Origin of the sequence: Flavobacterium sp. 2755, from assembly GCF_031455715.1 — a bacterium.
GTDB lineage: Bacteria > Bacteroidota > Bacteroidia > Flavobacteriales > Flavobacteriaceae > Flavobacterium.
In genome coordinates, this window is record NZ_JAVDTG010000005.1 from 107358 (window position 1) to 120717 (window position 13360).

General features: G+C 35.2%; 24 protein-coding genes. All 24 read left to right on the forward strand.

Translation table 11 applies throughout. The features are described from left to right. The first annotated feature begins 6 nt into the window (after positions 1-6). The 24 genes from fusA (at position 7) to infA (ending at position 13349) form a co-directional block, all read left to right on the forward strand. On the forward strand, positions 7-2163 hold the full coding sequence (fusA, locus tag J2Y38_RS13120) for an elongation factor G (RefSeq protein ID WP_309843232.1): 2157 nt from the start codon (positions 7-9) through the stop codon (positions 2161-2163). Between the two features lie 10 nt (positions 2164-2173). Beyond that, a complete protein-coding gene (gene rpsJ, locus J2Y38_RS13125; RefSeq protein ID WP_007803605.1) occupies positions 2174-2479 on the forward strand; it encodes a 30S ribosomal protein S10 in 306 nt (101 codons plus the stop codon). Between the two features lie 401 nt (positions 2480-2880). Next, positions 2881-3498, forward strand: coding sequence for a 50S ribosomal protein L3 (gene rplC, locus J2Y38_RS13130; protein WP_007803612.1), 618 nt, complete (start codon positions 2881-2883; stop codon positions 3496-3498). Further along, on the forward strand, positions 3498-4127 hold the full coding sequence (rplD, locus tag J2Y38_RS13135; protein WP_053470827.1) for a 50S ribosomal protein L4: 630 nt from the start codon (positions 3498-3500) through the stop codon (positions 4125-4127). Before rplC ends, rplD begins: the two co-directional genes overlap by 1 nt. A gap of 7 nt (positions 4128-4134) precedes the next feature. Further along, complete coding sequence (rplW, locus tag J2Y38_RS13140) at positions 4135-4425, forward strand: 50S ribosomal protein L23 (protein WP_012022489.1); 291 nt, start codon at positions 4135-4137, stop codon at positions 4423-4425. Between the two features lie 9 nt (positions 4426-4434). Beyond that, positions 4435-5259 (forward strand): 50S ribosomal protein L2, encoded by an 825-nt coding sequence (rplB, locus tag J2Y38_RS13145; RefSeq protein WP_035650459.1) that lies wholly within the window; start codon positions 4435-4437, stop codon positions 5257-5259. A 6-nt stretch (positions 5260-5265) separates the two neighbouring features. Beyond that, entirely contained in the window at positions 5266-5544 is a 279-nt protein-coding gene (gene rpsS / locus J2Y38_RS13150; protein WP_012022488.1) for a 30S ribosomal protein S19, read from the forward strand. 6 nt (positions 5545-5550) lie between these two features. Beyond that, a complete protein-coding gene (gene rplV / locus J2Y38_RS13155; protein WP_007803631.1) occupies positions 5551-5964 on the forward strand; it encodes a 50S ribosomal protein L22 in 414 nt (137 codons plus the stop codon). A gap of 5 nt (positions 5965-5969) precedes the next feature. Beyond that, positions 5970-6728 (forward strand): 30S ribosomal protein S3, encoded by a 759-nt coding sequence (rpsC, locus tag J2Y38_RS13160; protein ID WP_012022487.1) that lies wholly within the window; start codon positions 5970-5972, stop codon positions 6726-6728. 19 nt (positions 6729-6747) lie between these two features. Then, the gene (rplP, locus tag J2Y38_RS13165; RefSeq protein WP_017495016.1) at positions 6748-7173 is read left to right on the forward strand and encodes a 50S ribosomal protein L16; all 426 of its coding nucleotides are present in this window, start codon (positions 6748-6750) and stop codon (positions 7171-7173) included. 12 nt (positions 7174-7185) lie between these two features. Continuing rightward, the gene (rpmC, locus tag J2Y38_RS13170; protein WP_008464297.1) at positions 7186-7377 is read left to right on the forward strand and encodes a 50S ribosomal protein L29; all 192 of its coding nucleotides are present in this window, start codon (positions 7186-7188) and stop codon (positions 7375-7377) included. A gap of 17 nt (positions 7378-7394) precedes the next feature. Next, positions 7395-7655 (forward strand): 30S ribosomal protein S17, encoded by a 261-nt coding sequence (rpsQ, locus tag J2Y38_RS13175; RefSeq protein ID WP_007803646.1) that lies wholly within the window; start codon positions 7395-7397, stop codon positions 7653-7655. A gap of 2 nt (positions 7656-7657) precedes the next feature. Further along, the gene (gene rplN, locus J2Y38_RS13180) at positions 7658-8026 is read left to right on the forward strand and encodes a 50S ribosomal protein L14 (RefSeq protein ID WP_007803649.1); all 369 of its coding nucleotides are present in this window, start codon (positions 7658-7660) and stop codon (positions 8024-8026) included. Positions 8027-8037: 11 nt separating this feature from the next. Further along, positions 8038-8352, forward strand: coding sequence for a 50S ribosomal protein L24 (rplX, locus tag J2Y38_RS13185; protein ID WP_053470828.1), 315 nt, complete (start codon positions 8038-8040; stop codon positions 8350-8352). Positions 8353-8354: 2 nt separating this feature from the next. Beyond that, the gene (gene rplE, locus J2Y38_RS13190; RefSeq protein ID WP_017495015.1) at positions 8355-8906 is read left to right on the forward strand and encodes a 50S ribosomal protein L5; all 552 of its coding nucleotides are present in this window, start codon (positions 8355-8357) and stop codon (positions 8904-8906) included. Between the two features lie 3 nt (positions 8907-8909). Further along, positions 8910-9179 (forward strand): 30S ribosomal protein S14, encoded by a 270-nt coding sequence (gene rpsN, locus J2Y38_RS13195; RefSeq protein ID WP_008464305.1) that lies wholly within the window; start codon positions 8910-8912, stop codon positions 9177-9179. Positions 9180-9257: 78 nt separating this feature from the next. Then, positions 9258-9656, forward strand: a complete 399-nt coding sequence (gene rpsH, locus J2Y38_RS13200; RefSeq protein WP_029272051.1) for a 30S ribosomal protein S8 — start codon at positions 9258-9260, stop codon at positions 9654-9656. Between the two features lie 18 nt (positions 9657-9674). After that, the gene (gene rplF, locus J2Y38_RS13205; RefSeq protein ID WP_053470829.1) at positions 9675-10217 is read left to right on the forward strand and encodes a 50S ribosomal protein L6; all 543 of its coding nucleotides are present in this window, start codon (positions 9675-9677) and stop codon (positions 10215-10217) included. Between the two features lie 11 nt (positions 10218-10228). Beyond that, complete coding sequence (gene rplR, locus J2Y38_RS13210; protein WP_053470830.1) at positions 10229-10579, forward strand: 50S ribosomal protein L18; 351 nt, start codon at positions 10229-10231, stop codon at positions 10577-10579. A 3-nt stretch (positions 10580-10582) separates the two neighbouring features. Next, positions 10583-11107: a 30S ribosomal protein S5 gene (gene rpsE / locus J2Y38_RS13215; protein ID WP_085950926.1), complete on the forward strand. Its 525-nt coding sequence runs from the start codon at positions 10583-10585 to the stop codon at positions 11105-11107. 12 nt (positions 11108-11119) lie between these two features. Beyond that, positions 11120-11302 (forward strand): 50S ribosomal protein L30, encoded by a 183-nt coding sequence (gene rpmD / locus J2Y38_RS13220; protein ID WP_017495010.1) that lies wholly within the window; start codon positions 11120-11122, stop codon positions 11300-11302. Positions 11303-11313: 11 nt separating this feature from the next. Beyond that, on the forward strand, positions 11314-11766 hold the full coding sequence (gene rplO, locus J2Y38_RS13225; protein ID WP_309843269.1) for a 50S ribosomal protein L15: 453 nt from the start codon (positions 11314-11316) through the stop codon (positions 11764-11766). A gap of 13 nt (positions 11767-11779) precedes the next feature. Further along, entirely contained in the window at positions 11780-13126 is a 1347-nt protein-coding gene (gene secY, locus J2Y38_RS13230; RefSeq protein ID WP_053470831.1) for a preprotein translocase subunit SecY, read from the forward strand. Positions 13127-13133: 7 nt separating this feature from the next. Next, positions 13134-13349, forward strand: coding sequence for a translation initiation factor IF-1 (gene infA / locus J2Y38_RS13235; RefSeq protein WP_007136545.1), 216 nt, complete (start codon positions 13134-13136; stop codon positions 13347-13349). Positions 13350-13360 lie beyond the last annotated feature (11 nt).

Consider the following 13360-nt stretch of genomic DNA (forward strand, 5'->3'; position numbering starts at 1 on the left):
TAAGAAATGGCTAGAGATTTAAAATATACAAGAAATATCGGAATTGCTGCTCACATTGATGCTGGTAAAACAACAACTACTGAGCGTATTCTTTTTTATACTGGAAAGTCGCATAAAATTGGTGAGGTACACGATGGTGCTGCAACAATGGACTGGATGGCGCAAGAGCAGGAAAGAGGTATTACAATTACTTCTGCTGCTACAACTTGTACTTGGAATTTTCCAACAGAGCAAGGTAAAGCACTTCCAGAATCATTGCCTTACCATTTTAATATTATTGATACTCCTGGACACGTTGACTTTACTGTAGAGGTAAATCGTTCTTTACGTGTACTTGATGGTTTGGTTTTCTTATTTAGTGCTGTTGATGGTGTTGAGCCTCAATCAGAAACTAACTGGAGGCTTGCAGATCAATATAGAGTTCCTCGTATGGGATTCGTAAATAAAATGGACCGTCAAGGTGCTAACTTTTTAGCTGTATGCGGACAGGTTAAAGATATGTTGAAATCGAATGCGGTTGCAATTACTTTGCCTATTGGAGACGAAGCTGATTTTAAAGGTATTGTTGACTTAGTGAAAAATCAAGCTATTGTATGGCATGATGAAACACAAGGGGCTACTTTTGATATCGTTGATATCCCGGCTGATATGGTTGATGAAGTAAAACAATATCGTTCTATTCTTATCGAAGAGATTGCAACTTATGATGAAAATCTTTTGGATAAATACATGGAAGATGAGAACTCTATTACAGAGGAAGAAATCAACAATGCATTAAGAGCGGCTACTATTGATATGGCAATCATTCCAATGCTTGCAGGTTCTTCTTTCAAAAACAAAGGTGTTCAATTTATGTTGGATGCAGTTTGTAAGTATTTACCATCTCCTTTGGATAAAGAAGGTATTGAAGGAATTCATCCTGATGATGCTGATTTATTAGAAGAAGATCAAACGAAAATTTTACGTAAACCAGATGTTAAAGAGCCATTCGCTGCTTTAGCATTTAAAATCGCTACTGACCCATTCGTAGGTCGTTTAGCTTTCTTCCGTGCATATTCTGGACGTTTAGATGCGGGTTCTTATGTTTTAAATACTCGTTCTGGTAACAAAGAAAGAATTTCTCGTATTTACCAAATGCACGCTAATAAACAAAATCCAATCGAATTTATTGAGGCTGGAGATATTGGTGCTGCTGTTGGATTTAAAGATATTAAAACAGGAGATACTCTTTGTGATGAAAAGAATCCAATTGTATTGGAGTCTATGAAATTCCCTGATCCGGTAATTGGTATTGCTATCGAGCCAAAAACAAAAGCTGACGTTGATAAAATGGGTATGGCTTTAGCTAAATTAGCTGAAGAGGATCCAACATTTACAGTTAGAACTGATGAGGCTTCTGGTCAAACTATTATTTCAGGTATGGGTGAGCTTCACTTAGATATCTTAGTAGATCGTATGAAACGTGAATTTAAAGTTGAAGTAAACCAAGGTGAGCCTCAAGTTGAGTACAAAGAAGCGTTTACAAGATCTGCAACACATAGAGAGACTTACAAGAAACAATCTGGAGGTCGTGGTAAATTTGGTGATATCGTATTTACAATCGAGCCTGCTGATGAAGTTGATGGTAAAGTTCCAGTTGGATTACAATTTATCAATGCTGTAAAAGGTGGTAACGTTCCTAAAGAATATATCCCTGCTGTTGAAAAAGGATTTAGAGAGGCTATGAAAACTGGTCCATTAGCAGGATATGCTGTGGATAGTTTAAAAGTAACTTTAACTGATGGATCTTTCCACCCTGTGGATTCTGATGCATTATCTTTTGAGTTAGCTGCAAGAATGGGTTATAAAGAATCAGGACGTGCTGCTGGAGCTGTTATTCTTGAGCCAATCATGAAAATCGAAGTTATTACTCCAGAAGAAAATATGGGTGATATCGTAGGTGACTTGAACCGTCGTAGAGGTCAGGTTAATGATATGGGTGATAGAAATGGTGCTAAAACTATTAAGGCTGATGTGCCTTTGTCAGAAATGTTTGGATATGTAACTACATTAAGAACATTATCTTCTGGTAGAGCTACTTCAACAATGGAGTTTTCTCACTATGCAGAAACGCCTTCTAATATTTCAGAAGAGGTAATCAAAAAAGCAAAAGGTAACGCTTAATTTTAAGAAAATGAGTCAAAAAATCAGAATAAAACTAAAATCTTACGATCACATGTTGGTAGATAAATCTGCTGAAAAGATCGTAAAAACAGTAAAAACTACTGGGGCAGTTGTAACAGGTCCAATTCCGTTGCCAACTCACAAAAAACTTTTCACTGTGTTACGTTCTCCGCACGTTAATAAAAAAGCGAGAGAGCAATTTGAAGTAATGTCATACAAGAGATTGATTGATATTTATTCATCTTCATCTAAAACTATTGATGCTTTAATGAAACTTGAATTGCCAAGTGGAGTTGAAGTGGAAATAAAAGTATAATTTTTTATTATATTTTATATACAAAAGCGAGACAGAAATGTCTCGCTTTTTTGTTTGTGTAAGGTTTGTTTGTGATGTATAATGAATTTATTAAAAGAAATGAATTATTGTGATTTTGTTTAAAATGCATGCTGTTTTGTATTGTTGAAGATGTTTTTTCTTTAGTAGATGAAGTAATTGTTAAGAATAATATATCTGTTAGTTAAAAGAGGAAAAAATATTTTTTGAACATATAGCATATTGTTAATACTGGGTTTGGTCGTTGGATTTTGATTATGAGCGATTTAATTTTTGTAACTGTTTGGTATATTCAATTTTAATGTATACTTTTGCACTCCCTGTTTGGAAATTTCTGTTATTTTCAAATTGAAGGGAATTTTAGTAATTAATAATTAATATTTATGTCTGGGTTAATTGGTAAAAAAATCGGCATGACTAGCATTTTTGATGAAAACGGGAAAAATATTCCTTGTACAGTAATCGAAGCTGGGCCGTGTGTTGTTACCCAAGTCAGAACCAAAGGTGTTGACGGGTACGAAGCGTTGCAACTTGGTTTCGATGACAAAAACGAGAAACATTCCACTAAAGCGGCTTTAGGTCACTTTAAAAAAGCTGGAACTGTTGCTAAGAAAAAAGTCGTTGAATTTCAAGATTTTGCAACTGAACAAAAATTAGGAGATCTTATTGATGTTTCTATTTTTGCTGAAGGAGAATTTGTAGATGTACAAGGTGTATCTAAAGGTAAAGGTTTTCAAGGGGTTGTTAAACGTCACGGATTTGGTGGTGTTGGACAAGCAACTCACGGTCAACACAACCGTTTAAGAGCGCCAGGTTCTGTGGGAGCTTCTTCATATCCATCTAGAGTATTCAAAGGAATGCGTATGGCTGGAAGAATGGGAGGAGATAATGTAAAAGTTCAAAACCTTAGAGTTTTAAAAGTAGTTGCTGAAAAGAATCTACTTGTTATTAAAGGATGTGTTCCTGGACATAAAAACTCTTATGTAATCATTCAGAAGTAATGGAAGTAAAAGTATTAGATTTCAACGGAAAAGATACTGGAAGAAAAGTTCAACTTTCTGATTCAGTATTCGCAATTGAACCAAACAATCACGCTGTATACCTTGATGTTAAGCAATATCTTGCTAATCAAAGACAAGGAACTCACAAAGCAAAAGAAAGAGCTGAAGTGACAGGAAGTACGCGTAAGATTAAAAAACAAAAAGGAACTGGTACGGCTCGTGCGGGAAGTATCAAAAATCCATTGTTTAAAGGTGGTGGAACAATTTTCGGACCAAGACCAAGAAGTTATTCATTCAAATTGAATAAAGGTTTAAAAAGATTGGCGAGAAAATCTGCTTTCTCAATCAAAGCAAAAGAATCAAATATTATCGTTGTTGAAGACTTTAATTTTGATGCGCCAAACACTAAAAATTTCATTAACGTTTTGAAAGCTTTAGGGTTAGAAAATAAAAAATCTCTATTTGTGTTGGGAGAGTCAAATAAAAATGTATATTTGTCGTCACGCAATTTAAAGGCTTCTAATGTCGTAACTAGCTCAGAATTAAGCACTTACGCTATTTTAAACACTAATAATTTAGTGCTTTTAGAAGGTTCTTTGGAGTTAATCGAAGAAAATTTAAGCAAATAATAGGAGTATGAGTATCATAATTAGACCTATAGTAACAGAAAAAGTAACCAAAGAAAGTGAAGTTCTAAACCGCTTCGGATTCGTTGTTGACAAAAAAGCAAACAAAGTTCAAATTAAGAAAGCTGTTGAGGCTGCTTATGGAGTGACTATCGTTTCAGTTAACACAATGAATGTGAGACCAGATAGATCTACTAAATACACTAAAAGTGGTTTAATCAGTGGAAAGACAAATGCAATTAAAAAAGCAATTGTTCAAGTACAAGAAGGAGAAACAATTGATTTTTACAACAATATCTAAGATAGAAAAATGTCAGTAAGAAAATTAAAACCTATTACCCCAGGTCAGCGATTTAGAGTTGTGAATGGTTATGACGCCATTACAACTGATAAGCCGGAACGCTCTTTGATAGCGCCGATAAAAAACTCTGGAGGTAGAAATAGTCAAGGAAAGATGACCATGCGTTATACGGGTGGTGGTCACAAGCAGAGATATCGTATTATTGATTTCAAAAGAACTAAAGATGGAATTCCAGCTACAGTGAAATCAATCGAATACGATCCAAATCGTACTGCATTTATCGCTTTATTAGCTTATGCTGATGGAGAGAAAACTTATGTTATTGCTCAAAACGGATTGAAAGTTGGTCAGAAATTAGTTTCTGGTCCAGAATCTCAACCTGAAATTGGTAATACATTACCTTTAAGCAGAATTCCTCTTGGAACTGTTATATCTTGTATTGAGTTACGTCCAGGACAAGGAGCGGTTATTGCTCGTTCAGCTGGAACTTTTGCTCAGTTAATGGCAAGAGACGGGAAATACGCAACAATTAAAATGCCATCTGGTGAAACAAGATTGATCTTGTTAACTTGTTCGGCTACAATTGGAGCTGTTTCTAATTCTGACCACCAATTAGTTGTATCTGGAAAAGCAGGTAGAACAAGATGGTTAGGAAGAAGACCTAGAACTAGACCGGTAGCGATGAACCCAGTTGATCACCCTATGGGAGGTGGTGAAGGACGTTCTTCTGGAGGGCACCCACGTTCAAGAAACGGATTGCCAGCTAAAGGTTACAGAACTCGTTCTAAGAAAAACCCGAGTAACAAGTATATCGTAGAACGTAGAAAGAAATAATAAGATATGGCACGTTCATTAAAAAAAGGACCTTTCGTTCATTATAAATTAGACAAGAAAGTTCAGGAAAACGTAGAAAGTGGTAAAAATAGTGTAGTAAAGACTTGGTCTAGAGCTTCTATGATTACTCCGGATTTCGTTGGACAAACTATCGCAGTTCATAACGGTCGTCAATTTGTACCAGTTTACGTAACAGAAAACATGGTAGGTCACAAATTAGGAGAGTTTTCACCAACTAGATCTTTTAGAGGTCATGCTGGAGCAAAAAATAAAGGTAAAAAATAAGAAGCAATGGGAGTTCGTAAAAGAGAAACAGCAGATGCGAGAAAAGAGGCTAATAAGTCTATTGCTTTCGCAAAATTGAATAACTGCCCTACTTCACCTAGAAAAATGCGCTTAGTAGCGGACTTGGTAAGAGGTCAGAAGGTAGAAAGAGCACTTAACATCTTAAGATTCAGTTCTAAAGAAGCTTCAAGAAAATTAGAAAAACTATTATTATCTGCAATCAACAACTGGGAGCAAAAAAATAGTGAAGGTAATTTAGAAGAAGCTGGATTATTTGTTAAAGAGATCAGAGTAGATGGTGGAATGATGTTAAAAAGACTTCGTCCAGCTCCACAAGGTCGTGCACACAGAATAAGAAAACGTTCTAATCACGTTACAATCGTGCTTGGAGCTATCAATAACACACAAAGCAATTCTTAAGCAGCATGGGACAAAAGACAAATCCAATTGGAAATAGACTTGGTATCATCAGAGGGTGGGACTCAAACTGGTATGGTGGAAATGATTACGGTGATAAACTTGCCGAAGATCATAAAATCAGAAAGTATATCCACGCTCGTTTATCAAAAGCTAGTGTATCAAAAGTAATCATCGAGAGAACTTTGAAACTTGTAACCGTTACTATCACTACTGCTAGACCTGGTATCATTATCGGAAAAGGCGGACAAGAGGTAGACAAGTTAAAAGAAGAACTTAAGAAAGTTACTGACAAAGAGGTTCAAATTAACATCTTTGAGATTAAAAGACCTGAGTTAGATGCTTATCTTGTGGCGACAAGCATCGCTCGTCAAATCGAAAGCCGTATCTCTTACAGACGTGCAATTAAGATGGCTATTGCAGCTTCTATGCGTATGAATGCAGAAGGTATTAAAGTTTTGATTTCTGGTCGTTTGAATGGTGCTGAAATGGCACGTTCAGAAGGTTTCAAAGAAGGTAGAATTCCTCTATCAACTTTCAGAGCTGATATTGATTATGCTTTGGCTGAAGCTCACACTACTTATGGTAGAATGGGTATCAAAGTATGGATCATGAAAGGTGAAGTTTATGGAAAGAGAGATCTTTCTCCACTTGCTGGAATGGATAAAAAACAATCTGGTACTGGCGGTGGTAAAGGTGGAGATGCCCCTAGAGGTAAATCTAACTTTAATAAAGGTGGAAAACCAGACGCTCGTAAAAGAAAGTAAATTTTTAAACTAAAGAAAAATGTTACAGCCTAAAAGAACAAAATACCGTAAGGTACAAAAAGGTAAAATGAAAGGTAACTCTCAAAGGGGGCATGAACTTTCAAATGGAATGTTTGGTATTAAATCTGTACATGAAGATGGAATGTTCTTAACTTCTCGTCAAATCGAAGCTGCGCGTATCGCTGCAACTCGTTATATGAAGAGAGAGGGACAATTATGGATTAAAATATTTCCAGACAAACCTATCACTAAGAAACCTCTTGAAGTACGTATGGGTAAAGGTAAAGGAGCAGTTGAGTATTGGGCTGCTGTTGTTAAACCAGGAAGAATTATGTTTGAAGTTGGAGGAGTTCCATTGTCAGTTGCAAAAGAGGCTTTACGTCTTGCAGCTCAGAAACTTCCAGTAAAAACTAAATTCGTCGTTGCTAGAGATTTCGAAGCATAATTTATATTTATTATGAAACAATCAGAAATAAAAGATCTTTCTGCAGCGGAGTTGCAAGAAAAGCTTAGTCAAACTAAGAAAGTATATGCTGACCTAAAAATGGCTCACGCTATATCTCCAATTGCTAACCCACTTCAAATTAGAAGCGTTAGAAGAACAGTTGCAAGATTGGCTACAGAGTTAACTAAAAGAGAGTTACAATAATTGTATTCTGCTGAAAGATGGAAGAAAAAAGAAATTTAAGAAAAGAAAGAATAGGTGTTGTTACTTCAAATAAAATGGATAAATCTATTGTTATTGCTGAAGTAAGAAAAGTAAAACACCCATTATACGGTAAGTTCGTGTTGAAAACTAAGAAATATGTTGCACACGACGAAACAAACGACTGTAACATTGGAGATACTGTAAGAATTAGCGAAACGCGTCCTTTAAGTAAAACAAAATGTTGGAGATTAGTTGAAATCTTAGAAAGAGCTAAATAATTATGGTACAACAGGAATCAAGACTAAAAGTAGCAGATAACACGGGAGCAAAAGAAGTTTTAACTATCCGTGTTTTAGGAGGTACCAAAAGAAGGTATGCCTCTGTTGGTGACAAGATTGTAGTATCTATTAAAGATGCAACTCCTAACGGTAACGTTAAAAAAGGAGCTGTTTCAACTGCAGTTGTTGTACGTACCAAAAAAGAAGTGAGAAGAGCTGATGGTTCTTATATCCGTTTCGATGACAATGCATGTGTTCTTTTGAACGCTGCAGGGGAAATGAGAGGAACTCGTGTTTTTGGTCCGGTAGCAAGAGAACTTCGTGAAAAACAATTCATGAAAATTGTATCATTAGCACCAGAAGTGCTTTAATTCGTTTTAAGATGATAAAGCTAAAAATAAAATCAGGAGATATCGTAAGAGTTATTGCTGGAGACCATAAAGGTGCTGAAGGTAAAGTTTTACGTGTTTACCGTGAGAAAAATAAAGCGATAGTTGAAGGTGTAAACCTGGTTTCAAAACATACAAAACCAAGTGCTAAAAACCCTCAAGGTGGTATCGTTAAGAAAGAGGCTTCTATTCAAATTTCTAACATTTCTCTAATTGATCCTAAAACTAAGGAAACAACTAGAGTAGGTATTAGAGTAGAAGGAGATAAGAAAGTAAGATTTTCAAAAAAATCTAATCAAGTACTATAGTAATGGCATATACACCTAGACTAAAAGAAGAATATAAGAGTAGAGTAATCTCTGCTCTTAAAGAAGAGTTCGGATATACAAACGTTATGCAAGTTCCAAAACTTGAAAAAATCGTTTTGAGCCGTGGAGTTGGTGCAGCTGTATCTGATAAAAAACTTATTGACTATGCTGTTGATGAGTTAACAAAGATCACTGGACAAAAAGCAGTATCTACAATTTCAAAGAAAGACGTTGCGTCATTCAAATTGAGAAAAGGGATGCCTATTGGAGCAAAAGTTACTTTACGTGGTGAAAGAATGTATGAGTTTTTAGATAGACTTATTACTTCTGCTTTACCGCGTGTTAGAGATTTTAGTGGTATCAAAGCTACTGGTTTCGACGGAAGAGGTAACTACAATCTTGGAGTTTTGGAGCAAATCATTTTCCCAGAAATTGATATTGACAAAGTAAACAAAATCTCAGGAATGGATATTACATTTGTTACTACTGCAAAAACAGACAAGGAAGCAAAGTCATTATTGGCTGAATTAGGATTACCTTTTAAAAAGAATTAAGATATGGCTAAAGAATCAATGAAAGCCCGTGAGGTGAAAAGAGAAAAAACGGTAGCTAAGTATGCTGAAAAGAGAAAAGCTTTATTAGAAGCTGGAGACTATGAAGGTTTACAAAGATTGCCAAAAAATGCTTCACCTGTTCGTTTGCACAACCGTTGTAAATTGACTGGAAGACCAAGAGGTTATATCCGTCAATTCGGTATTTCACGTGTAACTTTCCGTGAAATGGCTAACAATGGATTAATTCCAGGTGTAAAAAAAGCCAGCTGGTAATTTAAAAAAGTTTATAAATTGATTAAAGGTTCAGGAGGCAGAGTGCTTCCTGAAAACCATAATCGCAATCAAATACATATGTATACAGATCCTATTGCAGATTATTTGACTAGAGTTCGTAACGCTGTGGCTGCAAACCACAAAGTTGTTGAAATTCCAGCTTCTAATCTTAAAAAAGAAATAACTAAGATCTTATTTGATCAAGGTTATATCTTAAGTTACAAATTTGAAACGAACACTGTTCAAGGTTCTATCAAAATTGCTTTAAAGTACGATAAAGATACTAAAGAGCCTGTAATTAAAGATATCCAAAGAATTAGTAAACCAGGTTTACGTAAGTACGCTGGTGCTGCCAAATTACCAAGAATCCTTAACGGATTAGGAATTGCTATTGTTTCTACATCAAAAGGTTTGATGACAGGAAAACAAGCTAAGCAATTAAATGTAGGTGGTGAAGTAATTTGTTACGTATACTAATTTTAAACACTAGATAAGATGTCAAGAATAGGTAAAAGCCCAATTGTAATCCCTGCTGGTGTAACTGTAGAAGTTAAAGACGGTATTATTACAGTAAAAGGAAAAAAAGGTCAATTAGTTCAGGAGTTTTCGGACGTTAATGTAACTGTTGAAGGCGATCAAGTTTTAGTTGAAAGATCGTCTGATCATAAAGACCACAGAGCAAAACACGGATTATTTAGATCTTTGATCAATAATATGATTGTGGGTGTTTCTGAAGGTTTCACAAAAGAACTAGAATTAGTTGGAGTTGGTTATAGAGCTTCAAACCAAGGTCAAAAATTAGATTTAGCTCTTGGATATTCTCACAATATTGTTTTAGAAATTGCTCCAGAAGTATCTTTAGAAACAATATCTGAAAAAGGTAAGAACCCAATCGTAAAATTAACATCATTTGACAAACAACTTTTAGGACAGGTTGCTGCGAAAATCAGAGGTTTCCGTAAGCCTGAGCCATACAAAGGAAAAGGTGTTAAATTTGTGGGTGAAGTATTAAGAAGAAAAGCAGGTAAATCAGCTTAAAAAATAAGATTATGTCATTAACAAAATCTGATAGAAGACAGAGAATTAGATTCAGAATTAGAAAATCGATTAGTGGTACTGCTGCTAACCCAAGACTATCTGTATTTAGAAGTAACAAAGAAATTTACGCTCAACTTATTGATGATGTAAATGGAGTTACTATTTTAGCTGCATCTTCAAGAGAAAAAGAAATAGGAAAAGGTACTAACGTTGAAGTAGCTGCTGCTGTTGGAAAATTAGTTGCAGAGAAAGCGTTAAAAGCTGGGATCGAAACAATCACTTTTGATAGAGGTGGTTATTTGTATCACGGTCGTATTAAATCATTAGCAGAAGGCGCAAGAGCGGCTGGACTTAAATTCTAATATATTATGTCTAAATACAAAAATGTAGAATTGGTAAAACCAAGTGGTCTTGAACTTAAAGATCGTCTGGTAAGTGTTAATCGTGTTACTAAAGTTACAAAAGGTGGTAGAGCTTTCGGTTTTTCTGCTATTGTAGTTGTAGGTGATGAAAACGGAGTAGTTGGTCACGGATTAGGAAAATCTAAAGACGTTTCTGAAGCAATTGCGAAAGCAGTAGAAGATGCTAAGAAAAATTTAGTAAAAATTCCTTTGAATGGACAATCTGTTCCTCACGAACAAAAAGGTAAATTTGGTGGTGCACGTGTATTCTTAATTCCTGCTTCTCATGGTACAGGAGTTATTGCTGGTGGAGCTGTTCGTTCAGTTCTTGAATCAGTAGGTATTCACGATGTATTATCTAAATCTCAAGGATCATCAAATCCTCATAACGTAGTTAAGGCAACTTTTGATGCTTTATTACAAATGAGAAGCGCTCATACTGTTGCAAAACAAAGAGGTGTTTCTTTAGAAAAAGTTTTTAAAGGTTAATTCAAGGAAATTATGGCTAAATTATTAGTAAAACAAGTAAGAAGCAAAATCAACTGCCCTCTTTCTCAAAAAAGAGGATTAGAAGCTTTAGGTCTACGTAAAATGGGACAAGTTGTAGAGCATGATTCAAACCCTGCTATCCTTGGTATGATAAACAAAGTTAAACACTTAGTTTCTGTTGAAGAAGCTAAATAACAAATACTGTTATGAATTTAAGTAACTTACAACCAGCTGAAGGGTCAACGCACAATCAAAATAAAAGATTAGGTAGAGGAGAAGGTTCTGGAAAAGGTGGTACTTCTGCAAGAGGTCACAAAGGAGCAAAATCTCGTTCTGGTTATTCTAAAAAGATTGGTTTTGAGGGAGGGCAAATGCCACTTCAAAGACGTGTACCTAAGTTTGGTTTCACAAACATCAATCGTAAAGAATACGAAGGTGTTAATTTAGATACGCTTCAATTATTAGTAGACAATGGTGTGATTACTGATTCTGTTTCTATGACAGATTTCGTAGCAAATCGTCTAGCTACCAAAAATGAAATCGTTAAGATTTTAGGTAGAGGAGAATTGAAAGCAAAATTAAAAGTAACTGCCCACAAATTTACTGCTACTGCAAAAGCTGCTATTGAAGCTGCTGGTGGAGAAGTTGTAACTATATAACTTATCTATTAAGATGAAGAAATTTATTGAATCAATAAGTAATGTTTGGAAAATCGAAGAACTGAAAAACAGAATCTTAATTACATTAGGATTGCTTTTGGTATATCGTTTTGGTGCACATGTAACGCTGCCTGGAATTGACGCAACTCAATTAACAGGTTTAGCGGGACAAACTAAAAATGGTTTAGGATCTATCCTAGACATGTTTACAGGAGGTGCTTTCTCTAAAGCTTCAGTTTTTGCTTTAGGTATTATGCCTTATATTTCTGCATCTATTGTTGTTCAGTTAATGGGAATTGCGATTCCTTATTTGCAAAAACTTCAAAACGATGGGGAGAGTGGTAGAAAAAAGATTAACCAAATCACTCGTTGGTTGACTATAGCTATTACACTGGTTCAAGGTCCAACTTATATCTATAATTTATACAGAACGTTACCTGGAAGTGCATTCTTACTAGGATTTAATTCACCTGAATTTTTGTTCTCTTCTGTTATCATTTTAGTTACTGGTACTATTTTTGCTATGTGGCTTGGTGAAAAAATTACGGATAAAGGTATTGGAAATGGAATTTCATTATTAATTATGGTTGGTATCCTAGCTCGTTTACCGCAAGCTTTTATTCAAGAGTTTACAACGAGAGTTACCAATAACAATGGAGGTCCAATGTTGTTAGTTATTGAAATTATTGTGTGGTTATTGGTAATCATTTCTTGTGTATTGCTTACAATGGCAGTACGTAGAATCCCGGTTCAATACGCTCGTCGTACTACAACTGGTGACTATGAGCAAGATTTAGCAGGTGGTAATAGACAATGGATTCCTCTTAAGCTTAATGCTTCTGGAGTTATGCCTATCATTTTTGCTCAGGCAATTATGTTTATCCCTGCAGCAGTAGCTGGATTGTCTAAATCAGACACATCACAATCTATTGTTGGTGCATTTAGTAATATGTTTGGTTTCTGGTATAATTTTGTTTTTGCAACTTTAATTATTGTATTTACATTCTTTTATACTGCGATCACTGTACCTACTAACAAAATGGCTGATGATTTAAAAAGAAGTGGTGGTTTTATTCCGGGAGTTCGTCCTGGAGCTGAAACTTCTGAATTTCTTGATAAAGTGATGTCTTTAATAACTTTCCCAGGATCTTTATTCCTTGCTTTGATTGCTGTGTTCCCAGCTATTGTTGTAAGTATTATGGATGTACAACAATCTTGGGCAATGTTTTTTGGAGGTACCTCATTAATAATTATGGTTGGAGTTGCGATAGATACTATTCAACAAATCAATTCATACTTGTTAAACAAACATTATGATGGTTTAATGAAGACTGGTAAAAATAGAAAAGCAGTAGCTTAATATATTTATGGCAAAACAATCAGCAATAGAACAAGACGGATCAATCATTGAAGCATTATCTAATGCGATGTTCCGTGTGGAGTTAGAAAATGGACATATTGTAATTGCTCATATTTCTGGAAAAATGCGTATGCATTATATCAAGTTATTACCTGGTGATAAAGTGAAACTAGAAATGAGTCCTTACGATTTGTCAAAAGCAAGAATTACTTATCGATATTAAAGGATATTCAC

Excerpts from the sequence above, each read along its gene's own strand:
- infA (WP_007136545.1), top strand. The coding sequence starts at position 13,134 with ATGGCAAAACAATCAGCAATAGAACAAGACGGATCAATCATTGAAGCA.
- rplN (WP_007803649.1), top strand. The coding sequence starts at position 7,658 with ATGGTACAACAGGAATCAAGACTAAAAGTAGCAGATAACACGGGAGCA.
- rplW (WP_012022489.1), top strand. The coding sequence starts at position 4,135 with ATGAGTATCATAATTAGACCTATAGTAACAGAAAAAGTAACCAAAGAA.
- fusA (WP_309843232.1), top strand. The coding sequence starts at position 7 with ATGGCTAGAGATTTAAAATATACAAGAAATATCGGAATTGCTGCTCAC.
- rplD (WP_053470827.1), top strand. The coding sequence starts at position 3,498 with ATGGAAGTAAAAGTATTAGATTTCAACGGAAAAGATACTGGAAGAAAA.
- rpsN (WP_008464305.1), top strand. The coding sequence starts at position 8,910 with ATGGCTAAAGAATCAATGAAAGCCCGTGAGGTGAAAAGAGAAAAAACG.
- secY (WP_053470831.1), top strand. The coding sequence starts at position 11,780 with ATGAAGAAATTTATTGAATCAATAAGTAATGTTTGGAAAATCGAAGAA.
- rplB (WP_035650459.1), top strand. The coding sequence starts at position 4,435 with ATGTCAGTAAGAAAATTAAAACCTATTACCCCAGGTCAGCGATTTAGA.
- rplP (WP_017495016.1), top strand. The coding sequence starts at position 6,748 with ATGTTACAGCCTAAAAGAACAAAATACCGTAAGGTACAAAAAGGTAAA.
- rpsQ (WP_007803646.1), top strand. The coding sequence starts at position 7,395 with ATGGAAGAAAAAAGAAATTTAAGAAAAGAAAGAATAGGTGTTGTTACT.
- rpmD (WP_017495010.1), top strand. The coding sequence starts at position 11,120 with ATGGCTAAATTATTAGTAAAACAAGTAAGAAGCAAAATCAACTGCCCT.
- rpsS (WP_012022488.1), top strand. The coding sequence starts at position 5,266 with ATGGCACGTTCATTAAAAAAAGGACCTTTCGTTCATTATAAATTAGAC.
- rpmC (WP_008464297.1), top strand. The coding sequence starts at position 7,186 with ATGAAACAATCAGAAATAAAAGATCTTTCTGCAGCGGAGTTGCAAGAA.
- rplE (WP_017495015.1), top strand. The coding sequence starts at position 8,355 with ATGGCATATACACCTAGACTAAAAGAAGAATATAAGAGTAGAGTAATC.
- rpsC (WP_012022487.1), top strand. The coding sequence starts at position 5,970 with ATGGGACAAAAGACAAATCCAATTGGAAATAGACTTGGTATCATCAGA.
- rplF (WP_053470829.1), top strand. The coding sequence starts at position 9,675 with ATGTCAAGAATAGGTAAAAGCCCAATTGTAATCCCTGCTGGTGTAACT.
- rpsH (WP_029272051.1), top strand. The coding sequence starts at position 9,258 with ATGTATACAGATCCTATTGCAGATTATTTGACTAGAGTTCGTAACGCT.
- rplC (WP_007803612.1), top strand. The coding sequence starts at position 2,881 with ATGTCTGGGTTAATTGGTAAAAAAATCGGCATGACTAGCATTTTTGAT.
- rplO (WP_309843269.1), top strand. The coding sequence starts at position 11,314 with ATGAATTTAAGTAACTTACAACCAGCTGAAGGGTCAACGCACAATCAA.
- rplX (WP_053470828.1), top strand. The coding sequence starts at position 8,038 with ATGATAAAGCTAAAAATAAAATCAGGAGATATCGTAAGAGTTATTGCT.
- rpsJ (WP_007803605.1), top strand. The coding sequence starts at position 2,174 with ATGAGTCAAAAAATCAGAATAAAACTAAAATCTTACGATCACATGTTG.
- rplV (WP_007803631.1), top strand. The coding sequence starts at position 5,551 with ATGGGAGTTCGTAAAAGAGAAACAGCAGATGCGAGAAAAGAGGCTAAT.
- rplR (WP_053470830.1), top strand. The coding sequence starts at position 10,229 with ATGTCATTAACAAAATCTGATAGAAGACAGAGAATTAGATTCAGAATT.